The sequence below is a fragment of the Paenibacillus sp. FSL H8-0260 genome (genome assembly GCF_045040625.1).
In the GTDB taxonomy this organism is placed as follows: domain Bacteria; phylum Bacillota; class Bacilli; order Paenibacillales; family Paenibacillaceae; genus Paenibacillus_AQ; species Paenibacillus_AQ odorifer.
Genome location: NZ_CP150298.1, coordinates 4,653,219 through 4,679,672, shown reverse-complemented (window position 1 = coordinate 4,679,672; position 26,454 = coordinate 4,653,219). Strand labels below are relative to the sequence as shown.

Sequence of the window (26,454 nt, the reverse complement as noted above, 5' to 3'; positions counted from 1 at the left end):
TTTTTGGTTAAGAACGAAGCTCTTTCTCTAGGGCAGCACCCATTTCACGTGAGCGCTCGGCACATCGGTTAACGGCAGCAATCACAGTTTCAAAGAATTCCCCTCGTTCAAGCACTTCTATAGCTGCTTGTGTTGAACCGTTAGGGGAAGTAACCTTCTTACGAAGTGCTGCGGGTTCTTCTCCCGTCTGTTGTACCATTCGGGCAGCTCCCAGCACAGTTTGAACAGTTAATTCGGTGCTTTGATCAAGTGGCAGCCCACCACGGATACCAGCGGCGATCATGGCTTCCATCATGTAATAGATATACGCAGGCCCGCTGCCTGAAATTCCGGTCAAGGTTTCCATACGTTCCTCATCAATGACTGTTGTAAGCCCGACAGCCTCAAAGATATTAAGAGCAAGGCGACGGCCTCTTTCGTCTACTTCTTTGGAGAAGGCTAGACCAGTGGCACCCAGACCGATGGAACTGGAGGTGTTAGGCATTGTGCGAACAATAGGCTGTGCTTTGCCAAGTAGACCTTGCATGGTTCGAATAGATAGACCTGCAATGACAGAAACTACAATCTGATCCGGAGAAAGAAGCGGGCCTAGTCCGCGTAAGGATTCTGCAGCATCTTTAGGTTTCATTGCCAGTACTATTACTGGTGCGTTACGTAGGTATTCTATTTTTTGTTCGGGATCATTTGTGCCTATTACACCATAACGGCTTTTTAATTCTGCCAGACGTTCACTGCTGCTGCGATTGAGCATGATGACATTATCGGACTTCACGATATTGCGGCTAATCATCCCGCGAACGATGGCTTCTGCCATGGAGCCTGCGCCATAAAAAACAATATTATGATTCATGAGTGGAACTGAAGGTTGCTGACACATGGCTAAAATCCTCCTAAAAGTTGTGTGATAGAATACTTAAACGTGTATACTAACCCCGAATTTGTCCCGTTCCGTAGATCTTATATTTGGTTGAAGTTAGTGCAGGCAGACCCATCGGGCCACGAGCGTGGAGTTTCTGGGTACTAATACCAATCTCTGCACCGAATCCAAATTCAAAGCCATCCGTGAAGCGGGTTGAGGCATTGTGATAAACAGCGGAAGCATCCACTTCTTGTAAAAAGCGTGTGGAGTTCTCCTGATCTTCTGTTACGATACATTCCGAATGTTTCGTGCCATACTGGGCGATATGCTGCATAGCTTCTTCCAAATCACTGACGATTCTAATATTAAGGATATAATCATTGTATTCTGTAGCGTAGTCTTCTACGGTTGCAGGTAATACCCATGGGACAAGAGAGATGGTTTGTTGACAGCCACGAAGTTCTACATGAACCTCACGGAATGCTTCGGCTAAGGATAACAGATATTTGCTCGCGTAATCCTGATGAACGAGTAGTGTTTCCATAGAGTTACATACCGAAGGGCGCTGAGCTTTGGCATTTAAACTAATGTTCTGTGCCATTTCTGGCAAGGCAGTTGCATCGAGATAAGTATGGCAGATGCCTGCTCCAGTTTCAATTACGGGAACGGTTGCGTTAAGGACTACATTTTGAATAAGAGAGCTGCCTCCGCGCGGGATAATCACATCTAAAAGTCCGTTCAGCTTTAGCATTTCATCTACTGAAGAACGATTTGGGTCTTCAATCAGCTGAAGCGCGTTAGGCGGCATTGAGGTTTCAGCAAGAGCATTGTGCAGAACCTCGACAATTTTACGGTTGGAGGACAGGGCAGAGGACCCCCCGCGCAGCACAACAGCGTTGCCGGTTTTGAGACATAGACCCGCAGCATCAACAGTAACATTGGGACGTGCTTCGTAGATGATGCCGATCACACCAATCGGAACACGCAGCTTCTGGATGTTGAGGCCGTTAGGACGTTCAATGCTTTCTAGCGTGTCACCGATAGGGTCCGGTAATACAGCGATTTGTTGCAAGCCTTCGGCAATGCTGTTAATCCGGTCAACATCTAATGCCAGCCGGTCGAGCATGGATTCCGGAGTTCCATTAAGTCTTCCTCGTTCCAAATCCTCCGCATTGGCGGTGATAATGGCGGGAGCTTCGCGGCGAAGTGCATCGGCCATGACCAGCAGTGCTTCATTCTTCTGGCCAGTTGTTAAGCTTGCTAGAACTCCTGTTGTCTCCTTGGCTAATTTACTCTTATTAATAACTTCACTCATGACGTTTCCTCCCTATATTTGAATTGAAAAAAATGCTTATCTCAGTGTAATCCATTCGTCACGGTGAATGACCTCAAGCCGGTGTACTTCTCCCAGCTTCGGTACAATTTCACGGCTTGGCAGACCTTGAATGCTGCGCAGCTGAGCATCATCGTAATTTACAATCCCACGTCCAAGCAATTTGGAGTCGGGTCCAAGGACTTCTACAACATCTCCTGCGTGAAAACTACCTTCTGTCTGTTTGACGCCTACAGGCAACAGGCTGTGTCCGCCATGTAGCAAAGCTTCTACAGCCCCTTCGTCCACGTATAGGGAGCCGAGAGGGGTAGACATAAAGCCTAACCATTGTTTTTTGACGGGAAGAGAGGATAGCTTCGTTGCAAAATAAGTGCCCCTGCCTTCTCCCGTTGCAGCAAGCTGTAAATCACCAGGTTCGGTGGCTCTCCCGACAAAGACAGGAACACCACCCCGAGTAGCAATCTTGGCCGCATCGATTTTGGATCGCATACCGCCTGTTCCAACACTAGAGCCAGCTCCACCAGCAATAGCATATATCTCTGGTGTAATGTCATCTACGAACTGATAACGGACAGCATCCGGATGCTTGCGGGGATCTCCACTGTATAAACCATCCATGTCGGTTAAGACAAGCAGTCTAGAGGCTTTTAACAGGTTGGCTACGAGCGCAGAGAGGGTATCATTATCGCCAAATTTCAGTTCATCTACGGAGACAGTGTCATTCTCGTTAAATACGGGCACCGCTCCTTGGCGAAGTAGCTCTTCTACAGTCATCATAGCGTTATTCATGGCTCTGCGGCTGCAGAAATCGGTGCGAGTCAGCAATATTTGCGCGGTAGTAATTCCATGCTGGGCAAAAGCTTCCTGATAAGCCTGCATCAGCAGTACCTGACCCACAGCCGCAGCGGCCTGCTTCTCATGTAGCAGCTTCGGACGTGCTGGATAACCGATACTGCGGAAGCCTGCGGCTACCGCACCAGAGGTTACTAACAACACCTCACAGCCGTTTTTCTTCAACTCGGCAATCTCTGAGGCAAAAAAGGAGACTGCTTCACGATTCAAACCGCCCTCGGGTCCGGTCAGCGAGCTGCTGCCTATTTTGACCACGATTCGCGTCGTCATTTCTGTCCACATCCTCTTCGTTTATTAAGTCCTGAAAACAACAAAAAGCCCCCATCCTTAGACTTAGCAAAGGACGAAAGCTTATAAACTTCCGCGGTACCACCTTCATTGATGAGGGATCATCCGACTTCATTCTCATAACGGGAGGATCCGTCCTGTTAGACACAGGCCGCTCGGGGGTAGGATTCGGAACGAAAACCGCGGTAAATTCTTTCAGCCTGTCGGAATCTACTCTCTAGGCGCGGTTAGACTCATTCTTACTGGTCCCGTCTGCACGTTTCACTTATTTTCAATAGAATACCATGGAGCTGGTTGCATTGCAAAGGGAAAACGTAGGATATATTTCTTCATGCAGAAAGCTCTATATATTATGTTTAACCTCAAAGAGAAGGGGTAAAGAACTTATAATCTGTTACCAGGAGGTGGATTAAATTGACTAAAGACAACAATGCCGAGCAGGGACAGAATCAAGATTCAAACGAAGTAGCAGAGCTTCAGAATAGTGTGACTCGTGAATTTGTGGAAGAGCACACCGGGGCTCCAGTTGATAAGGGATTGGCTGATTCAAGTAAAGCACGTGTGTCGGATGATCAGAACCGCCTGATTACACAGCGTAATTTGCGTAAATAATCTAGTACTGTTAAAAGAGGTTTACCTGAAAAAGTGCCCCGGCAACCACGCGAATGGTTACTGGGGCACTTTATTTGTATATATTCTATTCTTCCGTTAATTCAGACACGGTTGATTTGAATGTTTCTACAAAAGCCTTTGCGGCCTTGGATAAATATCGTCCGCGTCGATATGCTACAACTAGCGTACGACTAGGCACTGGATCAGCGAGCGGTAAGTAGACTGGAACAAATTCACTTCGCGGTGCACGAGCGATAAAACGAGGAACAAGAGTCACGCCCATACCTGTTGCCACTAGGGATTGAACGGTTTCCATATTATTGCTCTCGAAAACGATTCGTGGCTCGAATCCGGCTTTCCGGCACAGCTCCACAGTCATTTTGCGGAAGCCCTGACCTTCCTTAAGTACGATGAAAGGTTCGTCCTTAAGCTCTTCAAGTGAGGTCCGTGTTCCATCTAAGATTCGTTTAGCGAGCGGATGTTCAGGAGGGACGGCAAGATCAATTCTTTCCTCTCCAAGCTCTTCATAAGCTAGAGCAGGAATTTCGAGGGGTAAGGAGAGCAGGCTTAAATCGGTCTGACCACTTGCCGTGAGCTTCTCTAGGTTCATCGACGAGTCTTCTAGCAGCGTAATTTCTACCTCAGGATAATTTTGTTTGAAAACTGGAAGCACATGCGGCAGAAGATGTGCACCTGTAATCGGCATACTGCCCACAACTACACGTCCAGTGCGCAGTTCTGATATGTCGGACATCTCTTGTCGCAGCAGCTCCACTGCGTCAATGATAATCTGGGCTTGTTCAACGAATTTAGAACCTGCGTAGGTCAGCTCAACTGAGCTGGTATTACGCTGAAAAAGCATTACGCCGAGCTCTTTTTCCAGTTTGGAAAGCTGCTGGCTGAGCGAGGGCTGGGCAATATGCAGCTTGTCCGCTGCACGTGAGAAGTTTTTTTCGGCTGCGATTTGCAGCACATACTGCAGTTGTCTCAGTTCCATATATGGACTCCTTAGGGAAATGATTTACTTATAAGTATATCCTATTGGATTATAGTTTTGTATAGGCAACCCGAAAGAGCATTCACTTCATCACTCCCCAGGATTTGCTGAGCCTGATTTCAAGAGAGTAACCCTTCCACACTGACCGAAGTATCCGATATCCTCTCACGGTATATTTTTAACGCCGGATCTTGAGGGTAGCTATGAGAGATAACTGCATTCTGTACAGCTATTTCGTATGCAAAAGGGATCATTTTGGTTTTAAGTGTATTCTATACAACTAAAAACTAGTGTTGTCAGCTAAAGGGCGATAATTCAAGAAAATAGCTGCACAAAATACAGTTATATTCATTAACGAATGATTCACAGGAATATAGATGTACAAAATACAACTGAATGCTCCTACACATCGCGCTTGCACATCGCTCCTACACATCGCGCTTGCGCAACGCTCCAACACATCCTGCTTGCACATCGCGCTTGCACATCGCTCTAATATACCTCCAACACACCCTAACTCAGCTTATAGGTTCAGACTATCACTTTTATAGATATCATATCTTGGAATTATAAAGACAGGGGTGTTATATTTAGATCATTCAAGAGAGACTCCACGCTCTCTTCCAATGAACGATTCTATTAATGAGGTGAAATTATGAGCAACAAGACAATGTTTGAAAAGATTTGGGAGAATCACGTTATTCATCAAGAGGAAGGTAAACCTAGCATTATTTATATTGATCTGCATTTGGTTCATGAAGTTACTTCTCCGCAGGCATTTGAAGGTCTTCGTCTCAGCAACCGGAAGGTTCGCCGTCCTGAGCTGACTTTCGCAACGATGGATCATAACGTACCAACTAAAGATCGTTTTAACATTAAAGATCCAATCTCCAAACAACAAATTGATACCCTTTCTAAGAACTGTGCTGATTTTGGTGTAAGACTGTTCGATCTGAACGATATTGATCAAGGCGTTGTACACGTAATGGGTCCTGAAATCGGCTTGACACATCCTGGAAAAACTATCGTTTGCGGCGACAGCCATACCTCCACGCATGGTGCATTCGGCGCGCTGGCATTCGGTATCGGAACTAGTGAAGTTGAACATGTAATGGCTACCCAATGTTTGCAGCAATCCAAAGCTAAGACTATGGAAGTACGCTTTACAGGCAAACGCAACCCTGGCGTAACAGCAAAGGATATGATCCTTGGTGTTATTGCTAAGTACGGTACTGATTTTGCCACAGGATATGTAATTGAGTATACAGGCGAAGCTATTCGTGAATTGTCGATGGAAGAACGTATGACTGTCTGCAATATGTCGATCGAAGGCGGAGCAAGAGCTGGCTTGATTGCCCCTGATGAAACTACTTTTAATTATCTGCGTGGACGTCAATACGTACCACAAGGCGAAGCTTATGATGCTGCTGTAGAAGGATGGAAGAGTCTTGTAAGCGACGAGGGCGCCCAGTACGATACGGTTGTTGAATTTGATGTGGAAACATTGATTCCACAAGTGACCTGGGGTACTAGCCCGGGTATGGGTACTGACATCAACTCCAGCGTACCGAATCCGGCGGACTTCACCACTGAAAATGAACGTAAAGCTGCTGAAAAAGCGCTTGAATATATGGATTTGACTCCTGGAACACCTATTTCTGAAATTCCGATCGATTATGTATTTATCGGTTCCTGCACTAACGGGCGGATCGAAGATTTGAGAGCTGCAGCAGTGGTAGCTAAAGGTCATAAGGTGTCTGAAAAGGTTACTGCCATTGTTGTTCCAGGCTCGGGTCGTGTTAAGATGCAGGCTGAGAAAGAAGGACTTGATAAAGTCTTTACTGACGCTGGCTTTGAATGGCGTGAAGCGGGATGCAGCATGTGCTTGGCCATGAACCCGGATGTTCTGCAGCCTGGACAACGCTGTGCATCTACCTCGAACCGTAACTTTGAAGGACGCCAAGGACGCGGAGGACGTACACATCTTGTATCTCCAGCTATGGCAGCCGCAGCTGCGATCAAAGGTCGTTTCACTGATGTACGTGATTGGAATTATAAGACGGAAGCCGTCAGCTCATAGAACTAGAGAGAACACGGGAGGATAAAACTATGGATGCTTTTAAAAAATTAACAGGAATTGTTGCACCAGTTGACCGGGTAAATGTAGATACGGATGCGATTATTCCAAAACAGTTTTTGAAACGGATTGAACGGACGGGATTTGGACAGTTTTTGTTCTATGAATGGCGTTTTGATGAAGAAGGTAACGATAATCCAGCCTTCGAAATGAATAAACCACGTTATCAAGGGGCTTCTGTTCTGATCTCACGCGCTAACTTTGGCTGTGGATCCTCTCGGGAGCATGCACCATGGGCGATTATGGATTACGGGTTCAGAGTTGTAATTGCACCTTCTTATGCGGATATCTTCTACAATAACTGCTTTAAGAACGGCATTCTGCCGATTAAGCTTTCGGAAGAGCAAGTGGATGAATTGTTCAAACGGACAGCTGAGCATGAGGACTACAAGCTGACAGTTGATCTTGAGAACAATGCTTTACAAGATGAATTCGGACTGAGCATCAGCTTTGATCTGGATGAGCACCGTCGTCAATTCCTGCTGCAAGGCTTGGATGATATCGGTTTGACCCTTCAACATGCGGATGAAATTGCTGCTTATGAAGAGCGTCATGCTGCAAAGCTATTCTCTTAAAAAGAGGATATAACTGGTCTGATTCTTAAACTTTACAAAAAATACGCAAAACTTCTATTTCCGGGTGTCGGAAATAGAAGTTTTTTTGCTATAATCGATATATTCATTGGTCATTAAGGAAACATTTGGTGATTTCTGTCGTCTAAATACTTATCTAGGATCTATTACTTGCAGAAGGAGCGGAAAATGAGAATGAGAAGAGCTGGGCTTCGTGTATTGCTGCTTTTGTTACTGCCTTTATTATTTTTAACATCCACCGGACAAGAAGCTGCCGCAGCTGGTAGCAGCACAGGCAGAATTATTATGGACAATCAGGAACTTGCTTTGCCAAAAGGAATTAAACTCGAAAATGTAAATGGTAGCGTTATGATTCCGGTCAGAGTGGTAGTAGAGAATCTTGGATTCGAGGTGTTATGGGAGCAGCAGACCCGGAAAGTAACCGTTCACCAGGATGGTAAAAGCATTGAGCTGGCGGTAGGACGGAAAACAGCTGATGCAGATGGGGTGACATTTGATTTAAATGCAGCTCCTAAGCAGAGTGGCGGCACAGTACTCGTTCCAATTCGTTTCGTAAGCGAGCAGTTCGGCTTAAAGGTGGGCTGGGATAATGTTGATAAAACCGTCTATTTGACAGGTGGACAAGTTAGCAATCCTGCAATGACACCTGAGGGGAATACTACCAATCCAACAGCAACTAATACACCTGCTCCAACTCCAAGTGCTACGCCGGGAAGTGACAACGGGACAACGGCTGGCAGTGTAGTAACTTCACCCAGCCCGACACCAGTTCCACAAACAACTACGGTACCGGGAAGCACAGCAGGAATTCCAACAGGCCCTCTAGTAAACGGGGCAGTATTCACTGAGAACCGACTTATTATCGCTGTGTCGGGGGCTACTAAGCCAAACGTTACAAAAATGAGCAATCCTGATCGAATCGTCGTAGATTTTCCGGGTGCTGCGTTCGATCCGAATTTCATTGGAAGTCTTACGGGTGTTACCACCACTGGCGGTCCACAAGGTAAGCTGGACGTTGCCGGCTACCCGCTCGTTTCTGAGATCCGTTATGCACTGTTCAGTGTGAGTCCGTCCACTGTCAGATTCGTAATTCAAACGGTTGGAAATCAACCGTACCAGCTTAGTACGGATGAAAGCACCGGGCTGGTTACGATTGATTTGAATGTAACTAACAGCGGAGGCAACACCACAGGGGCTAATGGAACGTTAGGTAAGCCAATTGTAGTTCTAGATGCGGGTCATGGTGGAACTCAATCAGGAGCTGTCAGTCTCACAGGAAAGCTGGAAAAAGTCTTCAATCTGGCCGTCATCCGCAAAGTACAAACGCTGTTAACGCAGGAAACATTAGTTGACGTGGTGTTTACTCGAACTGACGATGCTACATTGGGGCTTCAGGATCGCGTGAAAATTGCGGAGGCTGCTAAAGCGAATCTCTTTATTTCAGTGCACGCGAATTCGCTAGAGGTTGGATATCCAAATAGAGATAAAATAAATGGCAGTGAAACCTATTATTCTCGCAGTGATAGTCTGCCGCTTGCTCAGATTATGCATAAGCATTTATTAGCCGCTACTGGTTTTAAAGACAACGGGATTCGTACGAAAAGCCTTCATGTTACACGGGAAACCACAATGCCAGCAGTCTTGCTAGAGGTAGGATATCTTACAAATTCAGGGAATGAATCGGCGATGTATAGTGAGCAGCTTCAAGAGAAATTAGCGAGAGAAATTGTTGCCGGAATTAAGGAATATCTGGGGCTTTAACACTTGAGGTTGGTGAGATTTCTCAATTTTTATGGAATATATTCGCAACCTTTATAGATTACCAGCGTCTAATAGAGGTCTGAGGTTGACGGAGACAGGGGCACCACGATCGCCATTCACAGGCGAATACTAGATTCTTAGAGGTGAAGAATGAAGAAATTCAGTTTGATGTTGTTTTTGTTGCTCTTTGTGTTGGTTTTGCCTGAGCATGGACATGCTGCTGCCGCGAATAGCAAGATTTATCTAGACGGCAAAGAGATTACTGCAGGGCAAAAAGTACCGGTTGAAAATGTGAATGATACTATCATGGTACCGTTGAGATTGATCTCCGAGAGTCTTGGTTATACCGTGGGCTGGGATCAAAAAAGCAAAACGGTGACGATTGAACAGCAAGGTAAGGTCATCAAACTTATTGTTAATCAAAAGACGGCTTCGGTTGATGACAAAACAGTACAGCTTAGCACTGCGCCTGTCCTGCGGAGTGATACGACACTTGTGCCTATACGGTTCATAAGTGAACAGTTCGGTCTCACCGTCACTTGGGATAATGCGAAGAAGATCGTATACCTCATTACCCCAGGATCCTCAAATGAAAACGGAAGTTCAAATGGAAACTCTGGAAATGGTGGATCTGAGGTTGTTGTTCCACCGGTAGATCCTACTAAGAATTTAACCATGATAAATGGTTTGAGCTTTAGTGAGAATCGTTTGAGCATTGCGATGGAAGGTAATTCCGCGCCAAAAGTAAGTGTAATGACAGGGCCGGATCGGTTAGTGATTGATTTTCCTAATGCCACTTTCTCAGATCTTTTTGGGACGGGACAAGTTCTTGATCCTGATCTGAATGGTAAACTGGAAGTGAAGGATTATCCTGATGTATCAGGCGTCCGGTATTCGCTTTATAGCTCCAATCCTTATACTGTACGTTTTGTAATTGATTTGAATTATCCTAAGAATTATAACATCAGCGTATCTGGGACGGATTCTAAGTTGGTTATCATTGACCTGAATGCAGAAAGTACGGATGATACTTCAACACAGCCAGGTAATGATGGCAAGAAGCTAGTAGTACTGGATGCAGGGCACGGAGCTAAAGATTCTGGTGCAGTAGGAGTAACAGGAAAATACGAAAAGAATTTTAATTTAGCTATAGTACTTAAGACAGCAGCATTGCTGAAAAAAGAAAGTAATATCGACGTCGTACTGACACGCAGTGACGATACATTCTTGGAGCTCAAGGATAGAGCGGCTATGGCTAATAATCTAAAAGCAGATCTATTCATTTCTGTACATGCCAACAGTTCCGCATCTTCTGCGGCAAGCGGGACAGAAACGTATTATCAGCGGGAAGCCAGTAAGGCCTTAGCAAAAGTAATGCATAAGTATCTTGTTGAGGCTACAGGGCTTAGTGATCGCGGTGTACGATACGGGAATTTCCATGTCATTCGTGAAACGAAAATGCCTGCTGTTCTACTTGAAGTAGGATACCTTAGCAATAAGAAGGATGAGACATTGCTCTTTACGGAAGCATTACAAAACAAAGTTGCTGCTTCAATAGTGAGTGGAATCAAGGAATATTTGGGTATAAAATAACAGACCAGTGGCAGACGAGCGCCGCAAAGTCAGCTTTCTGCTTTTATCTATAAAAAGGCAAGAAGTGGTTTTGCGGTACCTGTCTGCCCGTATTCATCTAGAGGAGGCGTTTATTAATGTTTAAACAAAAATGGACGATGGTTGGGGTTGCTGCGCTGCTTCTGCTAGTGATTGCTGGCTGTGGAGATAAGCCTACTGCAGCTCCTGCTAATGGAGTGGAGCAAGATACTACAAACGTTGTAAGTGGTGCGGGAGAAAGTACCCCAGCTCCGTCTGATGATCAGGAAACCGAAGTGGCTAGCACTCCGCAACCGACAGCAGATAATACTAATGCAGAAACTCAACCGTCTTCGAAGCCGGTAGAAAATGAGACACAAAAGCAAAGCCAGAGTATTGAAGTTTATTACACAGATTCGCAAATTATGGACTTAGTGCCTGCTAAAACAACGATTAACTACTCTGATGATGTGGAGAAATATACAGAGACGTTCAAAGCACTGCAAAGTAGTGAAAATACAGATCTTGTACCTTTATGGGGCAAAATTGAACTGAAATCATTGAAGTTTGTAGAGGGTCAAATCGTAATGGATATCCATAAACCAGATGAAGCTCAACTTGGTGCGGGCGGAGAATCCTTTGCCATTACTTCACTTGCCAAAACTTATTTTCAATTTGCGGAAGTAAAAAGTATCGAAGTTTTAGTTGATGGTGAAAAGGTAGAAAGTCTAATGGGCCATGTAGACCTGCTGCATCCTATGACTAGAGATAATTTCTAATTGGTTATTTAACAAAGGAATTAGGCATCTAGTTGACGAATTTTAAACATACTATTTATTTGAGTCATAGAGAGGGGAATAATCTATTGTCCGCGCAAAAAAGGTCAAAACGTCCATTGAAGGCTTATTCTAATAAAGCAGTGTCGGCTGTTATGGCTGGTGTTATGGTTTTTGGTGGTGCAAGTGCAGTGTTTGCTGACACAGCTGCCACTACACCGACATCAACCACTACACAATCTGTAGGGATTTTTAGCGATGTGAAGACAGGCTTCTGGGCTGAAAAACATATTTACAAACTCGCTTCACAAGGGATCGTGGTTGGAAATAATGGATTGTTCCGTCCGGGAGATTCTGTAACTCAGCAGGAAGCGGTGCTTATGGCCCTGCGGTTTATGAAGCAGCAGGATAAAGTGGATGCTTCTTCAACGGTTGCATTGCCTACCGATTTTAAGGTTACGAATTATTATAAGGATTATGTTGTGTTGGCTTTTCAACAAGGATTACTTGATAAAGCGACCGAAATGGCTCCAGATAATCTGAAGACTTCTTGGGGAGAACGTAAAGCATCCCGAGAATGGATTGCGGAGCTGTTAATCCGCTCCCTTGGAAAAAACGCAGATGCAGCAGGGGCCGCTAGTGAGCCGACTGGCTTTGCAGATGATGCCAAAGTGTCTGCAAACAAACGTGGTTACATCAACATTGCCGTTGATTTAGGCCTAGCCAACGGACTTGATGGCAATCGTTTTGATCCGCAAGGAGCTGTAACTCGTGCGCAATTGGCGACTTTTTTCAGTCGTGCCGCAGCTCACAATACGGTTGAATACGACAACACGTTATCGGGAACGATCAGTCAATTAGCAGATGGGAAACTATCCGTCTATAACAACGGAAAGACTTCTACATATACCTTGGGAGCAAGCACCGCTTATTTCACAAGTGCTTCTGAAAGCAGAATCAATCTAAGTGATGTTCAACCCTACACTAAAGTTACCGTAATTGGAGCGACTTATAACGTGGCTTATGTTGAAGTGACTGACCCTACACAACAAGTAGAGAATCTTTCAGGAAACTTTGCCATGGTAGCTCCAGGTAATAAGCTTTGGTTAAAGTCACCAACAGGGTTTACTGAATATTACTACGACGAGACTACTTCCTTTGTGGATGTAAATGGAGCTAGAATTGAACCTGCTTCGCTGGTAGCAGATAGCGTAGTTTCATTGCAACGTGAAACGTACAGTGGTTCGCACAAAGTAGTGAGGGTTCAAGTGACTTCAGGGGTTGTTAACAAAACAACAACAGGCACCATTCAAAGTGTAGATCTTACGGGCAAAAGAATTACTTTCAAAAATACCGCGGGTATAGTAGAGACTTTTAAATGGGAAGATGGGACTTCTTTATTCAGCTCTCAAACATCAGTGTTACAACCTGCTGATCTGAAGACAGGGAATGCTGTCAAATATACGATTCAAGATAATGTGATCCGCACTGTAGAAGTAACAGAAGGTGTTGAACGGACAGTTGAGGGGGTACTTACCGAGCTGACTAGCTCCACAGTTGTTTACAAAAAAGCGGACGGAAATCGTGAGGTTAAACTGCTTGGTACTAAACCGACAATTGTTATTCCGAACATGAGTGGGCCTGTACCTGATGATCTAATTGCTGATACAGTAGGCGGTGACAAGATTCAGCTTACCTTAAACAGCAGCGATCAAGTGACCAAAATTGAAGTGTTAAGCCGTCAAATTGATCAGTATAGCGGAGCAGCTGTTATAGATTATAATTCTAAAACACAATTGTTGACGGTTATGGATACTAGCAATAAGGCTCATATAGTACAGTTGGATGAAAAAACTAAGTTATCCTACGATGGTGTACTTCCTAACTTAACTAGTATTGGTGCAAGACTCACCGAGAACCGTAAAGTGAACATTAAAGCAATCGGACAACGAGCATTGTCTCTAGAAGTTGTTACAAAGTATGAAGGAACGGTTACGGCTGTCAATGTAGCTGCTAGAACTATAGTTCTGAAGCTTAATGACGGACAGAGTGTGACGCTTCCAACTCCACAGCTCATTGATATTTTTGGTAAAACGAACGCAACCGTAACAGATATTCCAGTTGGAAGTTATGTGACAGCTTCTTTAACAGCTAATCAGGATTTAATCGTAGTTTTGAAAGTAAAGACCGTTCTTCAGGTTGAAGCGGCAACTGTAAATTCTGGAACTAACCGATTGAGCATCAAATGGAATGGTGGAACCAGCGAGATCAATACTTATGCTATCCCGATGACCAATGAAGCTGGTGAAAGCATTAAACTAACAGCTTTAAAAGCGGGTGATTATCTTAACGTGACCTTCGATGGAAGCACACCACTGGCTATTCAAGCAGTGAAGCTTACAACAGGCCAGATAAGTTCTGTAGATGCCGCTGGGAATACCTTGGTTGTGAAAGATTATTCTGGAGCAGCACAGACCTTAGCGGTGAGCGGAGGGGTAAAAATCATTCGTGATGGCTCGACAACGACGGCTCTTAGCAGCTTGACTACAGGTGACCGAGTAGAGATTCGTAAGGATACGGATGGAGTAATTATCGTTCGTGTAATGTCTCAGCTTAGTAGAACCTTCTCACGCTATGAAAGTGCAACTAACTTATTGTCGACTAAGAGAGCTAATCTAAATGATAAATATCAATTCTTTGTTCCTACTAATGTATATATTCATCAGGGAGATTCGACTTTATCCGTGCAATCTTTGAAAGAAAATGATAATATTATAATGTATTTCAATAATGATATTTTGGTTGAAATTGTGAAACAATAGTTGCAATGGTGGATTTCTGAGTGAATCACCGTCTTGACACAGGGGGCTTTACCTGCGTCAAGACGTTTTTTTTGAAATATAAGAAAGTATAAGTATTGCTCCTATACTGTATGTCTTATATTTCTCGCTTAAACGCTTACTGTTCTTATTAGGACACTCAAGGCGTTAATACTTGAAATATAATGCCAGTATCGTATGTGTTGAAATGTATGAATCCATACGTTATAATACATACTTTGCTTATATTTCTAACATTTGAGGTGAGACGCTCGATAGAATTTTCTGAGCGTTTTTGCTCCGTGGAGGGGACACTATGAAAGCTGCAGACGTCCGCCACATTTTGGATACGATTGGAGATTTGTTTCCGGATGCGCATTGCGAGCTGAATCACAGTAATGCTTTTGAATTAACAATAGCGGTGCTGCTGTCAGCCCAATGCACGGATGCAACGGTGAACAAAGTGACCGAGGACCTGTTCCAAAAGTACAAAGCCCCCATCGATTATATTTCTGTGCCGCTGGAGGAATTGGAGGGGGATATCCGGCGCATCGGCTTATATCGTAACAAAGCTAAGCATATCCAAAGCCTGTGCTCTATACTCATAGAACAGTATGGCGGAGAAGTGCCTGAGGCACATGACTTGCTTGTAACGTTGCCAGGAGTAGGTCGTAAAACTGCTAACGTAGTAGTATCCAACGCATTTGGAGTTCCTGCCATTGCTGTGGACACTCATGTGGAGCGGGTTGCTAAACGACTTGCATTGGCAGGCTGGAAAGATTCTGTGCTGGAAGTGGAGAAAAAGCTGATGAAGGCTGTGCCACGTGATGAATGGACCCTCACGCATCACCGGCTAATCTTTTTCGGACGATATCACTGTAAGGCTCAGAATCCAAAATGTCAGGTTTGTCCGCTCCTTGATGTATGTCGAGAGGGCAAAAAACGTATGAAAACGGCTGTCGTCAGGAAAGCTAAAGATCATACGCCAAAAAGTTAAAAGTTAGAGTTGAAGAAGAGGATGGGATAGAGATGAAATGCATTTCTGTATACACAGATAATTTTGAGGTATTCTCGGATATTTTTGACCGCGTAGTGGAAAGCCCGCTGGAAGAAAATGAAGAGCAAGAAGTAGAGGGCATTACGATCAGTCATTCCGGTGATGTGCCTGAGCACTATCTGGAGCGTATGTCTGTAAAACCAGAGGTTGTCGTAATGAGAGACAAATCTCGTGGATTGACTATTCTGCAGCACGGAAAAGTTTTTGAAATTCTGTTGCCTGTTTTGGAAACTGCATAATTGAGAAGTGACCTGAAATGGAGTCGGCCCTTGGGGCTGGCTCCTTTTTTTATTGAATATCCTTATATTTCTACGAGAAACGACGGTTGGCTTTACAGGACGACAACCTCGCTTCTTTTTTGGTATCATTTCGTAGGAGATGATAGGTTATTTTGTAAGTAGTGTGTATTTAATTTGTGTCAAACTGGTGATAAACTGTAATTATTATTTATAAAAAATGTTCCGCGCTAAAGTTCAGAAATTGCACCTATATAAGTTTTGCATAAAAAAGAGCTTAAATCAGTATTCATGAATGGATTAAGATCAGTGCATGATTAGAAGGTAACTGTGGAGGTGGAATGTCTGTGGGAGCGGAACAGGTTAGAATTCAGAGAGAAACATTAAGTGAAACAGCATCGCAGCTTTCCCGGCTGAAAGATTTAATGCGCCACTGGGGCGATGAGAGTGCTGAACGAATATATGAAGATTTACAAAATAAAGAGGGTGGGAATGAACTGACCCTTGCTTTTTGTGGGCATTTCTCGGCAGGGAAATCCAGCATGATTAATCTTTTATGCGGCAGCTCAGTGTTGCCTTCCGGACCTGTGCCGACTAGTGCCAATATTGTTTCTATTCGTAGCGGGGCTCCACGAGTGCTTATCTATCCAAGGGTGGAGGGAAGTGAAAATGAATCTACCCCTGTAGAGACAACACCAGAAAGATTACAGGAATATTGTCGAAATGGCGGAGAATATTCCGCGATTGAAGTCTGGAATGAGATTCCTCTTCTAGGGAAGCATGGTGTTCTATTGGATACGCCTGGCGTAGATTCGACGGATGATGGCCACCAGGCTGCCACTCGTTCCGCGCTGCATTTAGCTGATGTCGTCTTTTATGTTATGGATTATAACCATGTACAGTCAGAGAATAATTTGGCTTTTGCCAAAAATCTTAGTGACTGGGGCAAACCGCTCTATCTTATTGTTAATCAGATAGACAAGCATAGAGAACAAGAAATTTCCATTGAAGAATATAAACGCCAGCTTGAAAATGCTTTCGAGCAGTGGGGGATTCATTGTGCGGGGATTCTGTTTACCTCACTCAAAATGAAAGAGCACCCGCTGAATCATTGGGATAATCTGCTGAACCTTATAACAGAGCTGTTGGAGCACAGGGAACAATTGCTTCAATATAGCTTGTCACGTTCCATTCATCATACAGCAGATTCTTCGCTAACCGCGTTCCGTGAAGACCAGCAGGAGGAACGGGAAACTTTTTTAGCTGAGCTAGAGGGTGCAGAGGTTACAGTTGTGATGGAAGAGCTGAAATCGCTGGAAGAAGAGAAGGCACTGCTTGAGGAGCTGCCTCAGCAATCACGAGCTAGCCTGCGAAGTGATCTTGATGCCTTACTCAATAATGCTAACTTAATGCCTGCGGATGTTAGAGAGGCGGCAGGGAGCTATGTGGAGAGTGTCAGCCCAGGCTTCCGCTTAGGTTTGTTCTCTACAGCCGGACGGCGGGAGAAGGAACAAGGCAAACGACTGGATGCCTGGCAAGGATTACTGGTCCGAGAGGTTTCCGCTCAGCTGGAATGGCATCTGATTCAGCTGGTACGTCAATGGGCGGAGAATCTCGGACTGTGGGCAGAGGAGGCAGAGACGACTCTGAAGCAAGGGTTCCCGGCGGTGAGCCAAGAATGGCTGGCGGCTGCAGTTAAGCCGGGAACGGGGAATAGCGGCGAGGCGCTGCTCAATTTCTGCCGCACACTTGCGGCAGATCTGAAGAGCCAATTCCGCCGCGCTGCGCTGTTAGTTGGCGATGAGCTGCTGGCGAAGCTGCCATCGCTTATCGAGGAGCAGCGCGCGGAACTCCAGCGCCGCGAACAGGCCCTTACCCGGCAGGCGAGCGCTGCCCGCGCGCTAGCCGCCCTGGACCGCGCGGCTGACGACCGCGCGCACGAGCTAGCGGCGCTGCTGCCGCCGCGCCGCACCCTCACCCCCGGCATCCTGCCGGAGGTGAGGGTCACCCCGCGTGCGGCTGCGCAGAGCGCCGCACCGCGGGCGACCCAGCCGCGCGAACGCGCCGCGGCTGGAAGTGCCGCCGCCGCAAGCTGGGCGGCGGGAACGGCTTCGCCGGCGGGCGGACGCCGCCGGCTCTCGGCAGCCGCTGACGCGCTGGCGGCTGCGGCAGAGCTGCTGCGCCGCGAGCCAGCGATGGCATCGGCGGCGCGCAGTCTGGCCGCACGGGCGGAGGATCTCGCCGGCGGCCGCTTTACCCTTGCACTGTTCGGTGCGTTCAGCGCAGGCAAATCTTCCTTCGCCAACGCTTTGCTCGGCGAAGAAGTGCTGCCCGTGTCGCCACACCCTGCCACGGCCGCAGTTAACCGCATATTGGCGCCGGAAGGAGACTTCCGCCATGCCAGCGCGGTTGTAACGATGAAGAGCATGGCGGATTTCTGGGATGACATCTGCCATTCCTTCAGCGTGCTGCAGCTTGGAGAGCCGCAACAGGATACGTGGACAGCAGTACTTGCGAGCCTGCCAACACGGGGAATTCACCCCTCTGCGCTGCCGCATGCAGGATTTCTAAGAGCCGCAGCATCCGGTTGGGCTGAAGCTGAGCCGCTATTAGGAACGGTGCGGACGGTTGATTTGGATGAATATCGAAACCTAGTTGCGGAAGAGACCCGGGCTTGCTTCGTGCAAGGGATTGACCTGTATTATGCCTGTCCTTTGACGGAGAGCGGGATTGTGCTCGTAGATACACCAGGAGCAGATTCACTGCATGCACGCCACACTGGCGTAACCTTTAGTTACATGAAAAATGCGGATGCGATCTGTTTTGTGACCTATTATAACCACGCCTTTTCGAAGGCGGATCGCGGCCTCTTGGCCCAGCTGGGCCGCATTAAAGACAGCTTTGCTCTCGATAAAATGTTCTTTATTATCAATGCTTCTGATCTCGCTTCAAGCGAAGAAGAACTAGATGAGGTTAAAGCACATGTCGTTCAAAATCTGCGTGCCGGAGGTTTGCGGTCTCCGAGAATCTATGCTTTGTCCAGCTTGCTTGCTCTAGAAGCTAAAACTCAACATAATCACGATCTTTATGAAACCTCCCGCTTCAATGAATTTGAGCAAGCATTATCCAGCTTTGCTGGTGATGAGCTTCCTCAGCTTTCACTTAACGCAGCTGCTGAGAGCATCGCATCGGTTCGGCGCCGGGCTGAGGAATGGCAGAATCTGGCTTCCAAGGCGGCGAGCGAGCGTGAAGCCGGGTTAAAAGAACTGCAGGAACGGCGGCAGTTCGCCATGAAGCGGTTATCTCTTTTGGAGACTGAGGAACGTCCTAGCAGAGATCTTATTCATGAAAGTGAAGAACTGATCTATCATGTGTGCCAGCGGATTAGCTTCTCCTTCAACAGAAATTTTCAGGAATCTTTTCATCCCTCCTTACTGCGTGAGGATGCAGGGAATTTAAAAGCCATTTTCTCTGCCTGTGGTGCCGAACTAATGCGTACTACTCAGCGCGAGCTTGAGCAAGAGCTATGGGCAACAACGCTGCGGCTAGAGAGCACGGGACGCAGGCTTGTACATGAAGCTGCTGAAGCGGCAGCTACAGAGCTACTCTTTTCCACGGAGGAATTTCATCTTATGGAGAATGAGGAGCAGGCTTGGCCATCTCCTAAGGATCTGGAATGCCAGCTTCAGCCTGTGCAGTGGTCCGCTTTATGGGGCCATTTCAAATCCCCGCGTTATTTCTTTGAGGGAACTGGGCGGGAATTAGTCAAAGGTGCGGCAGAGCCGCTTTTGAAAGAAGCGGTTAATCTTGCAGCGGCAGTGCAGAAGGAAAAATTAATTGCTCATTACGTCGAGAATATCAGCAGAGAATTAAAATCTGCTGCCGAAAGCCTGCAAGAAGGGCTTGCGGAGCAAGAGAAAGCGATGTTAGATCTCCTTAAAGGGGGTGAGACTGCAGATCATTGGGGCCAAATAAGCCACCAATTATCACGTCTAGAACAAACTTTCGTTGATAAAGTCGACAAAGTTCTGTGAAGTTTGTAGGAAAATGTCGAAGAACACTTGCAATCTGGCGTATGATGGATGAAAATAAAGAAGCCTGAAAATATACAATGAAACTGTTACGTTTTCTGAAATTCATAAAAACGAGACAGTCAATTTGCCGAAAGAGGTTGGAATCGACAATGTGGGGAGCTCCTTTTTCAGCTCAAAGCCGCAAGCTGTTGCTGCTGGGCAGCGGGGAACTGGGTAAGGAAGTCATAATTGAAGCTCAACGCCTTGGCGTAGAGACCGTAGCTGTAGACCGTTATACCGATGCACCGGCGATGGGTGTAGCTCATCGTTCACATGTAATTGATATGCTGGATGCAGAGGCGCTGAAAGCGCTGATTCGCTCTGAGAAACCGGATGTCATTGTTCCGGAGATTGAGGCAATTGCCACTCATGCTCTTCAAGAGCTTGAAGAAGAAGGCTTTTTCGTTGTTCCGACGGCGCGGGCGGCTCGGCTGACCATGGACAGAGAAGGGATTCGTCGTCTTGCGGCTGAAGACCTTGGACTGCCAACCGCTGATTACCGTTTTGCGGATAGTCTGGAAGAGCTGCAACAAGCTATAGCCGAGTTAGGCACTCCTTGTGTCATTAAGCCGATTATGAGTTCTTCTGGCAAGGGTCAGAGCGTATGCAAAAGCCCTGAAGATGCAGAAAACTGCTGGAACACTGCTTTGGATGGAGCGAGAGCTAAAGGGACACGGGTTATTGTGGAGGCTTTTGTTACTTTTGAGAGCGAGATTACTCTTTTGACGGTGCGATCTGTGTCTGGTACGGTATTTTGCCCACCTATTGGACATATTCAGAAGGATGGAGATTACGTGGAATCCTGGCAGCCTCACTTTATGAAGCCAGAGCTGCTTGAAGAAGCGCAATCTATTGCAAAAGCAGTAACGGATCAGCTCGGAGGTTTCGGTATTTTTGGAGTGGAACTTTTTTTGACAGATCGAGGCGTATTGTTCAGTGAAGTGTCACCTAGACCCCATGATACGGGGATGGTAACGATGGCGACGCAGGATTTATCTCAATTTGCAGTGCATGTCAGAGCTATTCTTGGTTTTCCTGTCCAGTCAGTACAATTGCTGACACCTGGTGCCTCAGCTACGCTGAAGGCTGATGGAGAAGGACGAGCCTTTGCTGTGACCGGAATTGGTGAAGCTTTGGAACTGCCTAGGACTCAGGTTCGCGTATTTGGTAAACCGGAAGTTCGTCCTGGTCGGCGGATGGCAGTAGCGTTAAGTGCGGCGGAAGATGTGGAAATCGCGCGGACGATAGCCAAGCAGGCGGCGTCTATGCTAAAAGTGGAGGTATATGAGGATGAACAGTAGTACCATGGCACCTGTACTGGAAATTCGCAAATGCGGCTTGAATGATCTGGAGAGAGTTACAGCGCTTCTGCGGGAATTCGGCTATCCAACAACGCTAAGCGTGATGAAAGAGAGACTGGAAAGCATGGAGAACAGCAATCTCCAATGCACACTTGTAGCAGAGCTGAACAATGAAGTTGTGGGTATGATCGGCCTTAGACAGGTAAGCTCGTATTACAAACAGACAGATTGTATCACTGAGATTACTGCACTTATCGTATCAGAAGAACTCAGAGGAAACGGACTCGGTAAAAGACTTGTGGCCGCAGCAGAAGAATGGGCACGTGAGCAAGGTTGCTGCCAGCTTTTCCTTAGAAGTGGCAACCGCGTAGAACGCGCACCGGCACATGCTTTTTATCGTCATATCGGTTTCGAAAAGACAGCAGGCTATCGCTTTAACAAAGCGTTGCTATAATACTTATAGGTTACCGATCATCCCCATCCCAGCTACGGCGGGATGGTTTTTTTTTGCTCTGGAACTCTTTTTTTTATATGTATTTAATATATTAATACCTAAAACTATTTAAATAACTTAACCATAGATGGATTGGTTTGAATCATATACAATAAAATTTATGACATCTAAAACGTTTCCAAAGAGGGATGAGACATGTATAAGCTAGTTCTTGCTGAAGATGAAGAAGACGTTAGGGAAGGCGTTATCGGGCAGATTGACTGGGAGCGTTACGGATTTGAGATTGTCGAGCAGGCGGAGAATGGACGGGAAGCTGCGGATGCCATAGACCGTTTGCTGCCGGATGTGGTAGTTACCGATATCCAAATGCCTTTTATGAATGGACTTCAGCTGGCTGAATGGATTCGTAGTCATCATCCTAACACTAAGATTATCATTTTGACTGGGTATGATGAATTTGAATATGCTCAGAAGGCGATAAAATTGCAAATTGATGAGTATATTTTGAAACCGTTCTCTTCACAGGAATTAATTGAAGTATTGCTTAAGGTTAGAGCCACTATCGAGGCTGAAATTGCAGAAAAAGAAAATGTATTTGTACTCAGTGAGCATTACCGGAAAAGTCTGCCTGTGTTAAGGGAGCAATTTTTATCGTCCCTTATTTCGCGTAGATTGCGTACGGATGAAATTGCTGAGAAAAGCACTGAATATGGCATAAAATTAACGGGACGGTGGTTTCAGGCTTCGGTAATTAGTGTGGATTATATTCGTCCTGAGCGGGAATCTGCTGGGGGTGCAACAGGCGGGCAAATTTCTTTACGAGACACTGGTGAAAAGAATTTACAGCTATTCGCTGTGCTGAATATTGCTGAAGAAATATGCTCGAAGCATGGTTTTGGAAGGGTGTTTATTCATCGTGATGAGGTCGTATTGCTCACAATCCATGAAGAAGGGGAAGAAACTGATATCACTGGAAAGACTTTTGAGCTTCTTGAAGAAATCCGCCAGAACGTACAGCGTTTTCTGAAGCTGACGGTAACGGCAGGCTCCGGAACGGTCTGTTCATCGCCTGCTTTGTTATTTAATTCTTTTGGGGATGCCTTGCAGGCATTAGATTATCGGCTTATTCTCGGCAATAACCGGGTGATCTGGATTGAGGACGTTGAGTCACGTTCCAGCACACTGCTAACCTATGATGAACTAACCCAGCAATCCTTAATCCGGACGATTAAACTAGGTACGGTGCAAGAACTCAAAGAGGTTGTTGAGGAGTTATTTGCCGGTCTTGACGCAGAGCAGGTGTCTACACAGGATTATCAGATTTTTTTGCTGGAGATTTTTACATCTATCCTGCGAGTGGCTAAAGAATCCGGCAGTGAAGCTGCAAAGTATATTGGTTCTGGCATTTCGTCGCTAACTGCCATCAATAAATTTAATAGTATGGCCGAAGCCAAGCAATGGATTATTGCAGTCTGTAGCGGTTTAATGGATACGATTGCATTAGAACGTCAATCCTCCTATAAGCTGCTTATTGATGAAGCTAAAGAATATATACGCAGCCACTATGTTAAATCTGATATTTCCATCGGCAAGGTTTGTCAGCATTTACATATAAGTACCGGCTATTTTAGCAGTATTTTTAAGAAGGAAATGAAAATGACGTTCGTTAGTTATCTTTTGCAAATTAGGTTAGAGGCAGCCAAGGAACTTTTGCGGTCCACGGAGCTGAGGGCTTTTGAAATCGCAGAAAAAATAGGTTTTGCCGATCCTAACTATTTCAGCTTTTGTTTCCGCAAAAAATATGGCCAATCTCCTAAAGAGTATAAAAACAGCTCCAGAGGAGGGTAAAGATGCTGAAGGATAAACCTTATTCCTTTCCTCTAAGACCGCAGCATCCCAAAGGCGGAAAACGTCGGTTGTCCTCCAAGCTCCGAAGCATTCAAGTTACGATTACACTCACTTTTACATCTGTTGCCGTGCTGGTAGCTGTCGTTGTCAGCCTTATGCTGTACAACAAGTTTGCCAAGACCGCAGAAGAGAATGCCAATATGAATATGCAGCAGATCATTGAGCAAGTGAATTACAATCTGGGTCTTTATGTTAAGGGAATGCGCAATATTTTTGAGACAGCGGAGGAGCAGATTACGAATAGCCCTTCCGTGGATTCCGCTTTATTGACGGAAAGAATGGCTATGCTAATGGGGAGCAGAGAGGATCTGGTCTCGGCGGCTGTTTTTACACCACAGGGGAAATATGTCGTGGGTACACCCGGTCAGAAGCTGCGCAGCAACACACAGCTGGAGACTCAGAGCTGGTTTACGACGGCGCAAAGAACATCAGAGCTCTCCTATTCCGCACCTCATATTCAGAATTTGTTCAAAGGTCAATATATCTGGGTCGTGTCTATCAGCAAATTAATTCAATATAAGGAGAACGGAGTCTTAAAAACCGGCATCCTGCTGATGGATTTTAACTTTCGAACCATTGATGAGCTGAGCAAGCAGGTTAAGCTTGGCAAAAGAGGATACGCTTACATCCTCGATCAGCTAGGAAATATTGTGTACCATCCCCAGCAGCAGCTGATTTACGCTGGCTTAAAATATGAGAATGTGGAGCCAGTACTGGAATATGCTTTTCGTAGCTATTTGGATGAGTCTACGGGTGAAAAACGGTTTATCACCGTAAGAACACTGGAACAGACAGGCTGGAAGATCGTGGGCGTGGCTTATTACGATGAGATTGTAACCACCAAACGTGATCTAAACACTTTTTTATCCTGGTTTTTAGCGGTAGTCATTTTATGCGTAATTATTGTATCCGTCTTTTTGTCTGCACGTATTGCCCGCCCTATCCGCAAGCTGGAACGGACGCTTCAGCAGGTGGGCGAGGGGGATCTCAACACCCGAATAGATGTCAGTGGGGCGTATGAGGTGGAACAGCTGTCCAAACGGTTTAACCTTATGCTGCAACGTATCCGTCAACTGATGGATCAGATTATTTATGAACAGGAAACCAAACGTAAAGGTGAGCTTGAAGTACTGCAATCCCAGATCAATCCGCACTTTCTGTACAATACCTTGAATTCTGTGATCCGGCTCGCTGAACGCGGCAAGACTGAGGAGGTAGTCACGATGATTCAGTCCTTATCGAAGTTTTTCCGGATCAGCCTTAGTAAAGGGAATAATATGATTACCGTGCAGGAAGAGCTTGATCATGTTCGTCATTACCTTGTGATTCAGAGCTTTCGGTTCAAAAATAAGTTCCGCTACGAGATTGAGGCTCAGGATGAAGTGCTGCAGTGTCAGACGATTAAGCTAATTTTACAACCTATTGTGGAGAATGCCCTGTATCACGGGATTGAAATGATGCCTGATGAAGGTTTTATTTCGATCCAAGCGGAGCTGAAGGATGATCTTGTCGTCATTCGCATTCGTGATAATGGACTGGGTATGTCCGAGGAGACTATGAAGGTTCTTTTGACTGGCGGCAGTAAGAGTATGCATGGCTCCGGGGTAGGCGTTAGAAATGTAAACGAGCGTATTGAGCTGTATTATGGGCGTGATTATGGTCTTTCTTTTGAAAGTGAAATTGAAGAAGGCACTACGGTTACTCTTATCTTCCCGGCACTCGCAGCAGGCGAGGGCAATCCTGGACATGAGGAGGATGAGACATCGGTATGAGAATCGTTCGTTTTTGGCTAACCCTGCTGGTATGTGTGGTGTTATGGACAACCATCACGTCTTGTTTCAATTCGGCACCTAATTATATCAACACGAACAAAACCCGCAATATTCATCTTATTGTAAAAATGAACAAAGGCGACTATTGGAATACAGTTAGATTGGGTGCAGAAGCCGCGGCACAGGAATTTAATGTGAAACTAACGTTCAAAGCTCCGAATGCTGAGAGTGATATTGCGGAACAGGTCAGAATGGTTGAGGACTCCATTAAAGAAAAAGCGGATGTTATTATTTTAGCTGCCAGCAGCTATATGGGACTTGCACAAGTGGTTGATCGGGCGGCATATTCCAAGATTCCCGTATTGTCTGTGGATGCAGAAGTCGGTTCGGCCAGAGTAAGAGCCTATGTGGGTTCAAACGGCTATGAAGCGGGACAAAAGTCTGCAGAAAGACTCATTCAGCTGCTAAATGGATACGGGGAGGTCGGCATCATTAACTTCACAAATTCATCTTTGGGGGCGGAGCAGGAGTCTTCAAACGGCATTGAATATGGTGCTAGGGACGCGGAGGAGCGGGAAAAGGGATTTTTAAATTACGCTGCCCGATATCCGAACATACAGGTAGTAGAGATTTCTTATACCACTTCGAGTATTAGTGATGCTGAAGAACTGACACGGTTAATGCTGCTGAAACATCCAAATCTTCGCGGGATCGCCAGCTTGAATGAGACAGCTTCACAAGGGGCGGCAAAAGCTATCCAGAGCCGAGGGCTGCATAATATTAAAATGGTTGCTTTCGACAGCTCCCCGTCAATGATGGAGTTGCTGCAGGAGGGTACGGTTCAAGCGACCGTAATCCAAAATCCTTTTAGTAACGGGTATTTAGCCGTAAAACATGCCGTTGAGGTAATCGAAGGAATGGATGTTCCTGAACGTGTCGATACGGGTACTAAACTCATTGATTTGGACAATATGCTGTGGCCTGAGAATCAGAAATTGTTATTTCCCTTCGTCAGATAGTGGACGGTTTATTTTTG

19 protein-coding genes are annotated in these 26,454 nt (G+C 45.8%); 15 read left to right on the top strand and 4 right to left on the bottom strand.

What is annotated here, in order from left to right:
* Positions 1–7: 7 nt before the first annotated feature.
* Genes proC through proB form a run of 3 tightly spaced genes read right to left on the bottom strand, consistent with a single transcriptional unit; the run spans position 8 to position 3,314 of the window.
* Positions 8–877, bottom strand: coding sequence for a pyrroline-5-carboxylate reductase (gene proC, locus MHI51_RS20830; RefSeq protein WP_076134661.1), 870 nt, complete (start codon positions 875–877; stop codon positions 8–10).
* Between the two features lie 49 nt (positions 878–926).
* A complete protein-coding gene (locus MHI51_RS20825) occupies positions 927–2,174 on the bottom strand; it encodes a glutamate-5-semialdehyde dehydrogenase (protein WP_076276716.1) in 1,248 nt (415 codons plus the stop codon).
* A 36-nt stretch (positions 2,175–2,210) separates the two neighbouring features.
* Positions 2,211–3,314: a glutamate 5-kinase gene (gene proB, locus MHI51_RS20820; RefSeq protein ID WP_076101454.1), complete on the bottom strand. Its 1,104-nt coding sequence runs from the start codon at positions 3,312–3,314 to the stop codon at positions 2,211–2,213.
* A gap of 432 nt (positions 3,315–3,746) precedes the next feature.
* On the opposite strand from proB, the gene MHI51_RS20815 reads away from it, so the two are divergent.
* Positions 3,747–3,944: a hypothetical protein gene (locus tag MHI51_RS20815; protein WP_076101453.1), complete on the top strand. Its 198-nt coding sequence runs from the start codon at positions 3,747–3,749 to the stop codon at positions 3,942–3,944.
* Positions 3,945–4,029: 85 nt separating this feature from the next.
* Here the strand turns inward: MHI51_RS20815 and MHI51_RS20810 are convergent, their stop codons facing one another.
* Positions 4,030–4,941 carry a LysR family transcriptional regulator gene (locus tag MHI51_RS20810; protein ID WP_076101451.1) on the bottom strand — a complete coding sequence of 304 codons (912 nt, stop codon included), beginning with the start codon at positions 4,939–4,941 and terminating at the stop codon, positions 4,030–4,032.
* 655 nt (positions 4,942–5,596) lie between these two features.
* Between MHI51_RS20810 and leuC the strand changes: the two genes are divergently transcribed.
* From leuC to MHI51_RS20740, 14 genes are all read left to right on the top strand, one after another.
* A complete protein-coding gene (gene leuC, locus MHI51_RS20805) occupies positions 5,597–7,021 on the top strand; it encodes a 3-isopropylmalate dehydratase large subunit (protein ID WP_339244204.1) in 1,425 nt (474 codons plus the stop codon).
* A 29-nt stretch (positions 7,022–7,050) separates the two neighbouring features.
* Positions 7,051–7,653, top strand: coding sequence for a 3-isopropylmalate dehydratase small subunit (leuD, locus tag MHI51_RS20800; RefSeq protein ID WP_076127570.1), 603 nt, complete (start codon positions 7,051–7,053; stop codon positions 7,651–7,653).
* Positions 7,654–7,839: 186 nt separating this feature from the next.
* Positions 7,840–9,432, top strand: coding sequence for an N-acetylmuramoyl-L-alanine amidase family protein (locus tag MHI51_RS20795; RefSeq protein WP_342409987.1), 1,593 nt, complete (start codon positions 7,840–7,842; stop codon positions 9,430–9,432).
* Between the two features lie 150 nt (positions 9,433–9,582).
* A complete protein-coding gene (locus MHI51_RS20790) occupies positions 9,583–11,025 on the top strand; it encodes an N-acetylmuramoyl-L-alanine amidase family protein (protein ID WP_076276719.1) in 1,443 nt (480 codons plus the stop codon).
* A gap of 116 nt (positions 11,026–11,141) precedes the next feature.
* Positions 11,142–11,801, top strand: coding sequence for a GerMN domain-containing protein (locus MHI51_RS20785; RefSeq protein WP_076276720.1), 660 nt, complete (start codon positions 11,142–11,144; stop codon positions 11,799–11,801).
* Positions 11,802–11,887: 86 nt separating this feature from the next.
* Complete coding sequence (locus MHI51_RS20780) at positions 11,888–14,620, top strand: S-layer homology domain-containing protein (RefSeq protein ID WP_081398209.1); 2,733 nt, start codon at positions 11,888–11,890, stop codon at positions 14,618–14,620.
* Between the two features lie 313 nt (positions 14,621–14,933).
* Positions 14,934–15,614, top strand: coding sequence for an endonuclease III (gene nth / locus MHI51_RS20775; protein ID WP_036676333.1), 681 nt, complete (start codon positions 14,934–14,936; stop codon positions 15,612–15,614).
* A gap of 32 nt (positions 15,615–15,646) precedes the next feature.
* The gene (locus tag MHI51_RS20770; protein WP_036676334.1) at positions 15,647–15,913 is read left to right on the top strand and encodes a hypothetical protein; all 267 of its coding nucleotides are present in this window, start codon (positions 15,647–15,649) and stop codon (positions 15,911–15,913) included.
* 338 nt (positions 15,914–16,251) lie between these two features.
* Positions 16,252–19,944 carry a dynamin family protein gene (locus MHI51_RS20765; protein WP_405173237.1) on the top strand — a complete coding sequence of 1,231 codons (3,693 nt, stop codon included), beginning with the start codon at positions 16,252–16,254 and terminating at the stop codon, positions 19,942–19,944.
* 149 nt (positions 19,945–20,093) lie between these two features.
* Complete coding sequence (purT, locus tag MHI51_RS20760) at positions 20,094–21,284, top strand: formate-dependent phosphoribosylglycinamide formyltransferase (protein WP_076218863.1); 1,191 nt, start codon at positions 20,094–20,096, stop codon at positions 21,282–21,284.
* Positions 21,274–21,738: a GNAT family N-acetyltransferase gene (locus tag MHI51_RS20755; protein WP_232061416.1), complete on the top strand. Its 465-nt coding sequence runs from the start codon at positions 21,274–21,276 to the stop codon at positions 21,736–21,738. The genes purT and MHI51_RS20755 overlap by 11 nt, the downstream gene beginning before the upstream one ends.
* Positions 21,739–21,933: 195 nt before the next feature.
* Entirely contained in the window at positions 21,934–23,586 is a 1,653-nt protein-coding gene (locus tag MHI51_RS20750; protein WP_076218862.1) for a response regulator, read from the top strand.
* A 2-nt stretch (positions 23,587–23,588) separates the two neighbouring features.
* Positions 23,589–25,418: a sensor histidine kinase gene (locus tag MHI51_RS20745; RefSeq protein ID WP_081387484.1), complete on the top strand. Its 1,830-nt coding sequence runs from the start codon at positions 23,589–23,591 to the stop codon at positions 25,416–25,418.
* Positions 25,415–26,437, top strand: a complete 1,023-nt coding sequence (locus MHI51_RS20740) for a substrate-binding domain-containing protein (RefSeq protein ID WP_036685687.1) — start codon at positions 25,415–25,417, stop codon at positions 26,435–26,437. Before MHI51_RS20745 ends, MHI51_RS20740 begins: the two co-directional genes overlap by 4 nt.
* The last annotated feature ends 17 nt before the right edge of the window (positions 26,438–26,454 follow it).

Excerpts from the sequence above, each read along its gene's own strand:
- MHI51_RS20765 (WP_405173237.1), top strand. The coding sequence starts at position 16,252 with ATGTCTGTGGGAGCGGAACAGGTTAGAATTCAGAGAGAAACATTAAGT.
- MHI51_RS20810 (WP_076101451.1), bottom strand. The coding sequence starts at position 4,941 with ATGGAACTGAGACAACTGCAGTATGTGCTGCAAATCGCAGCCGAAAAA.
- proB (WP_076101454.1), bottom strand. The coding sequence starts at position 3,314 with ATGACGACGCGAATCGTGGTCAAAATAGGCAGCAGCTCGCTGACCGGA.
- MHI51_RS20740 (WP_036685687.1), top strand. The coding sequence starts at position 25,415 with ATGAGAATCGTTCGTTTTTGGCTAACCCTGCTGGTATGTGTGGTGTTA.
- leuD (WP_076127570.1), top strand. The coding sequence starts at position 7,051 with ATGGATGCTTTTAAAAAATTAACAGGAATTGTTGCACCAGTTGACCGG.
- MHI51_RS20770 (WP_036676334.1), top strand. The coding sequence starts at position 15,647 with ATGAAATGCATTTCTGTATACACAGATAATTTTGAGGTATTCTCGGAT.
- MHI51_RS20795 (WP_342409987.1), top strand. The coding sequence starts at position 7,840 with ATGAGAATGAGAAGAGCTGGGCTTCGTGTATTGCTGCTTTTGTTACTG.
- MHI51_RS20745 (WP_081387484.1), top strand. The coding sequence starts at position 23,589 with ATGCTGAAGGATAAACCTTATTCCTTTCCTCTAAGACCGCAGCATCCC.
- MHI51_RS20790 (WP_076276719.1), top strand. The coding sequence starts at position 9,583 with ATGAAGAAATTCAGTTTGATGTTGTTTTTGTTGCTCTTTGTGTTGGTT.
- MHI51_RS20750 (WP_076218862.1), top strand. The coding sequence starts at position 21,934 with ATGTATAAGCTAGTTCTTGCTGAAGATGAAGAAGACGTTAGGGAAGGC.
- purT (WP_076218863.1), top strand. The coding sequence starts at position 20,094 with ATGTGGGGAGCTCCTTTTTCAGCTCAAAGCCGCAAGCTGTTGCTGCTG.
- nth (WP_036676333.1), top strand. The coding sequence starts at position 14,934 with ATGAAAGCTGCAGACGTCCGCCACATTTTGGATACGATTGGAGATTTG.
- MHI51_RS20825 (WP_076276716.1), bottom strand. The coding sequence starts at position 2,174 with ATGAGTGAAGTTATTAATAAGAGTAAATTAGCCAAGGAGACAACAGGA.
- MHI51_RS20755 (WP_232061416.1), top strand. The coding sequence starts at position 21,274 with ATGAACAGTAGTACCATGGCACCTGTACTGGAAATTCGCAAATGCGGC.
- leuC (WP_339244204.1), top strand. The coding sequence starts at position 5,597 with ATGAGCAACAAGACAATGTTTGAAAAGATTTGGGAGAATCACGTTATT.
- proC (WP_076134661.1), bottom strand. The coding sequence starts at position 877 with ATGTGTCAGCAACCTTCAGTTCCACTCATGAATCATAATATTGTTTTT.
- MHI51_RS20785 (WP_076276720.1), top strand. The coding sequence starts at position 11,142 with ATGTTTAAACAAAAATGGACGATGGTTGGGGTTGCTGCGCTGCTTCTG.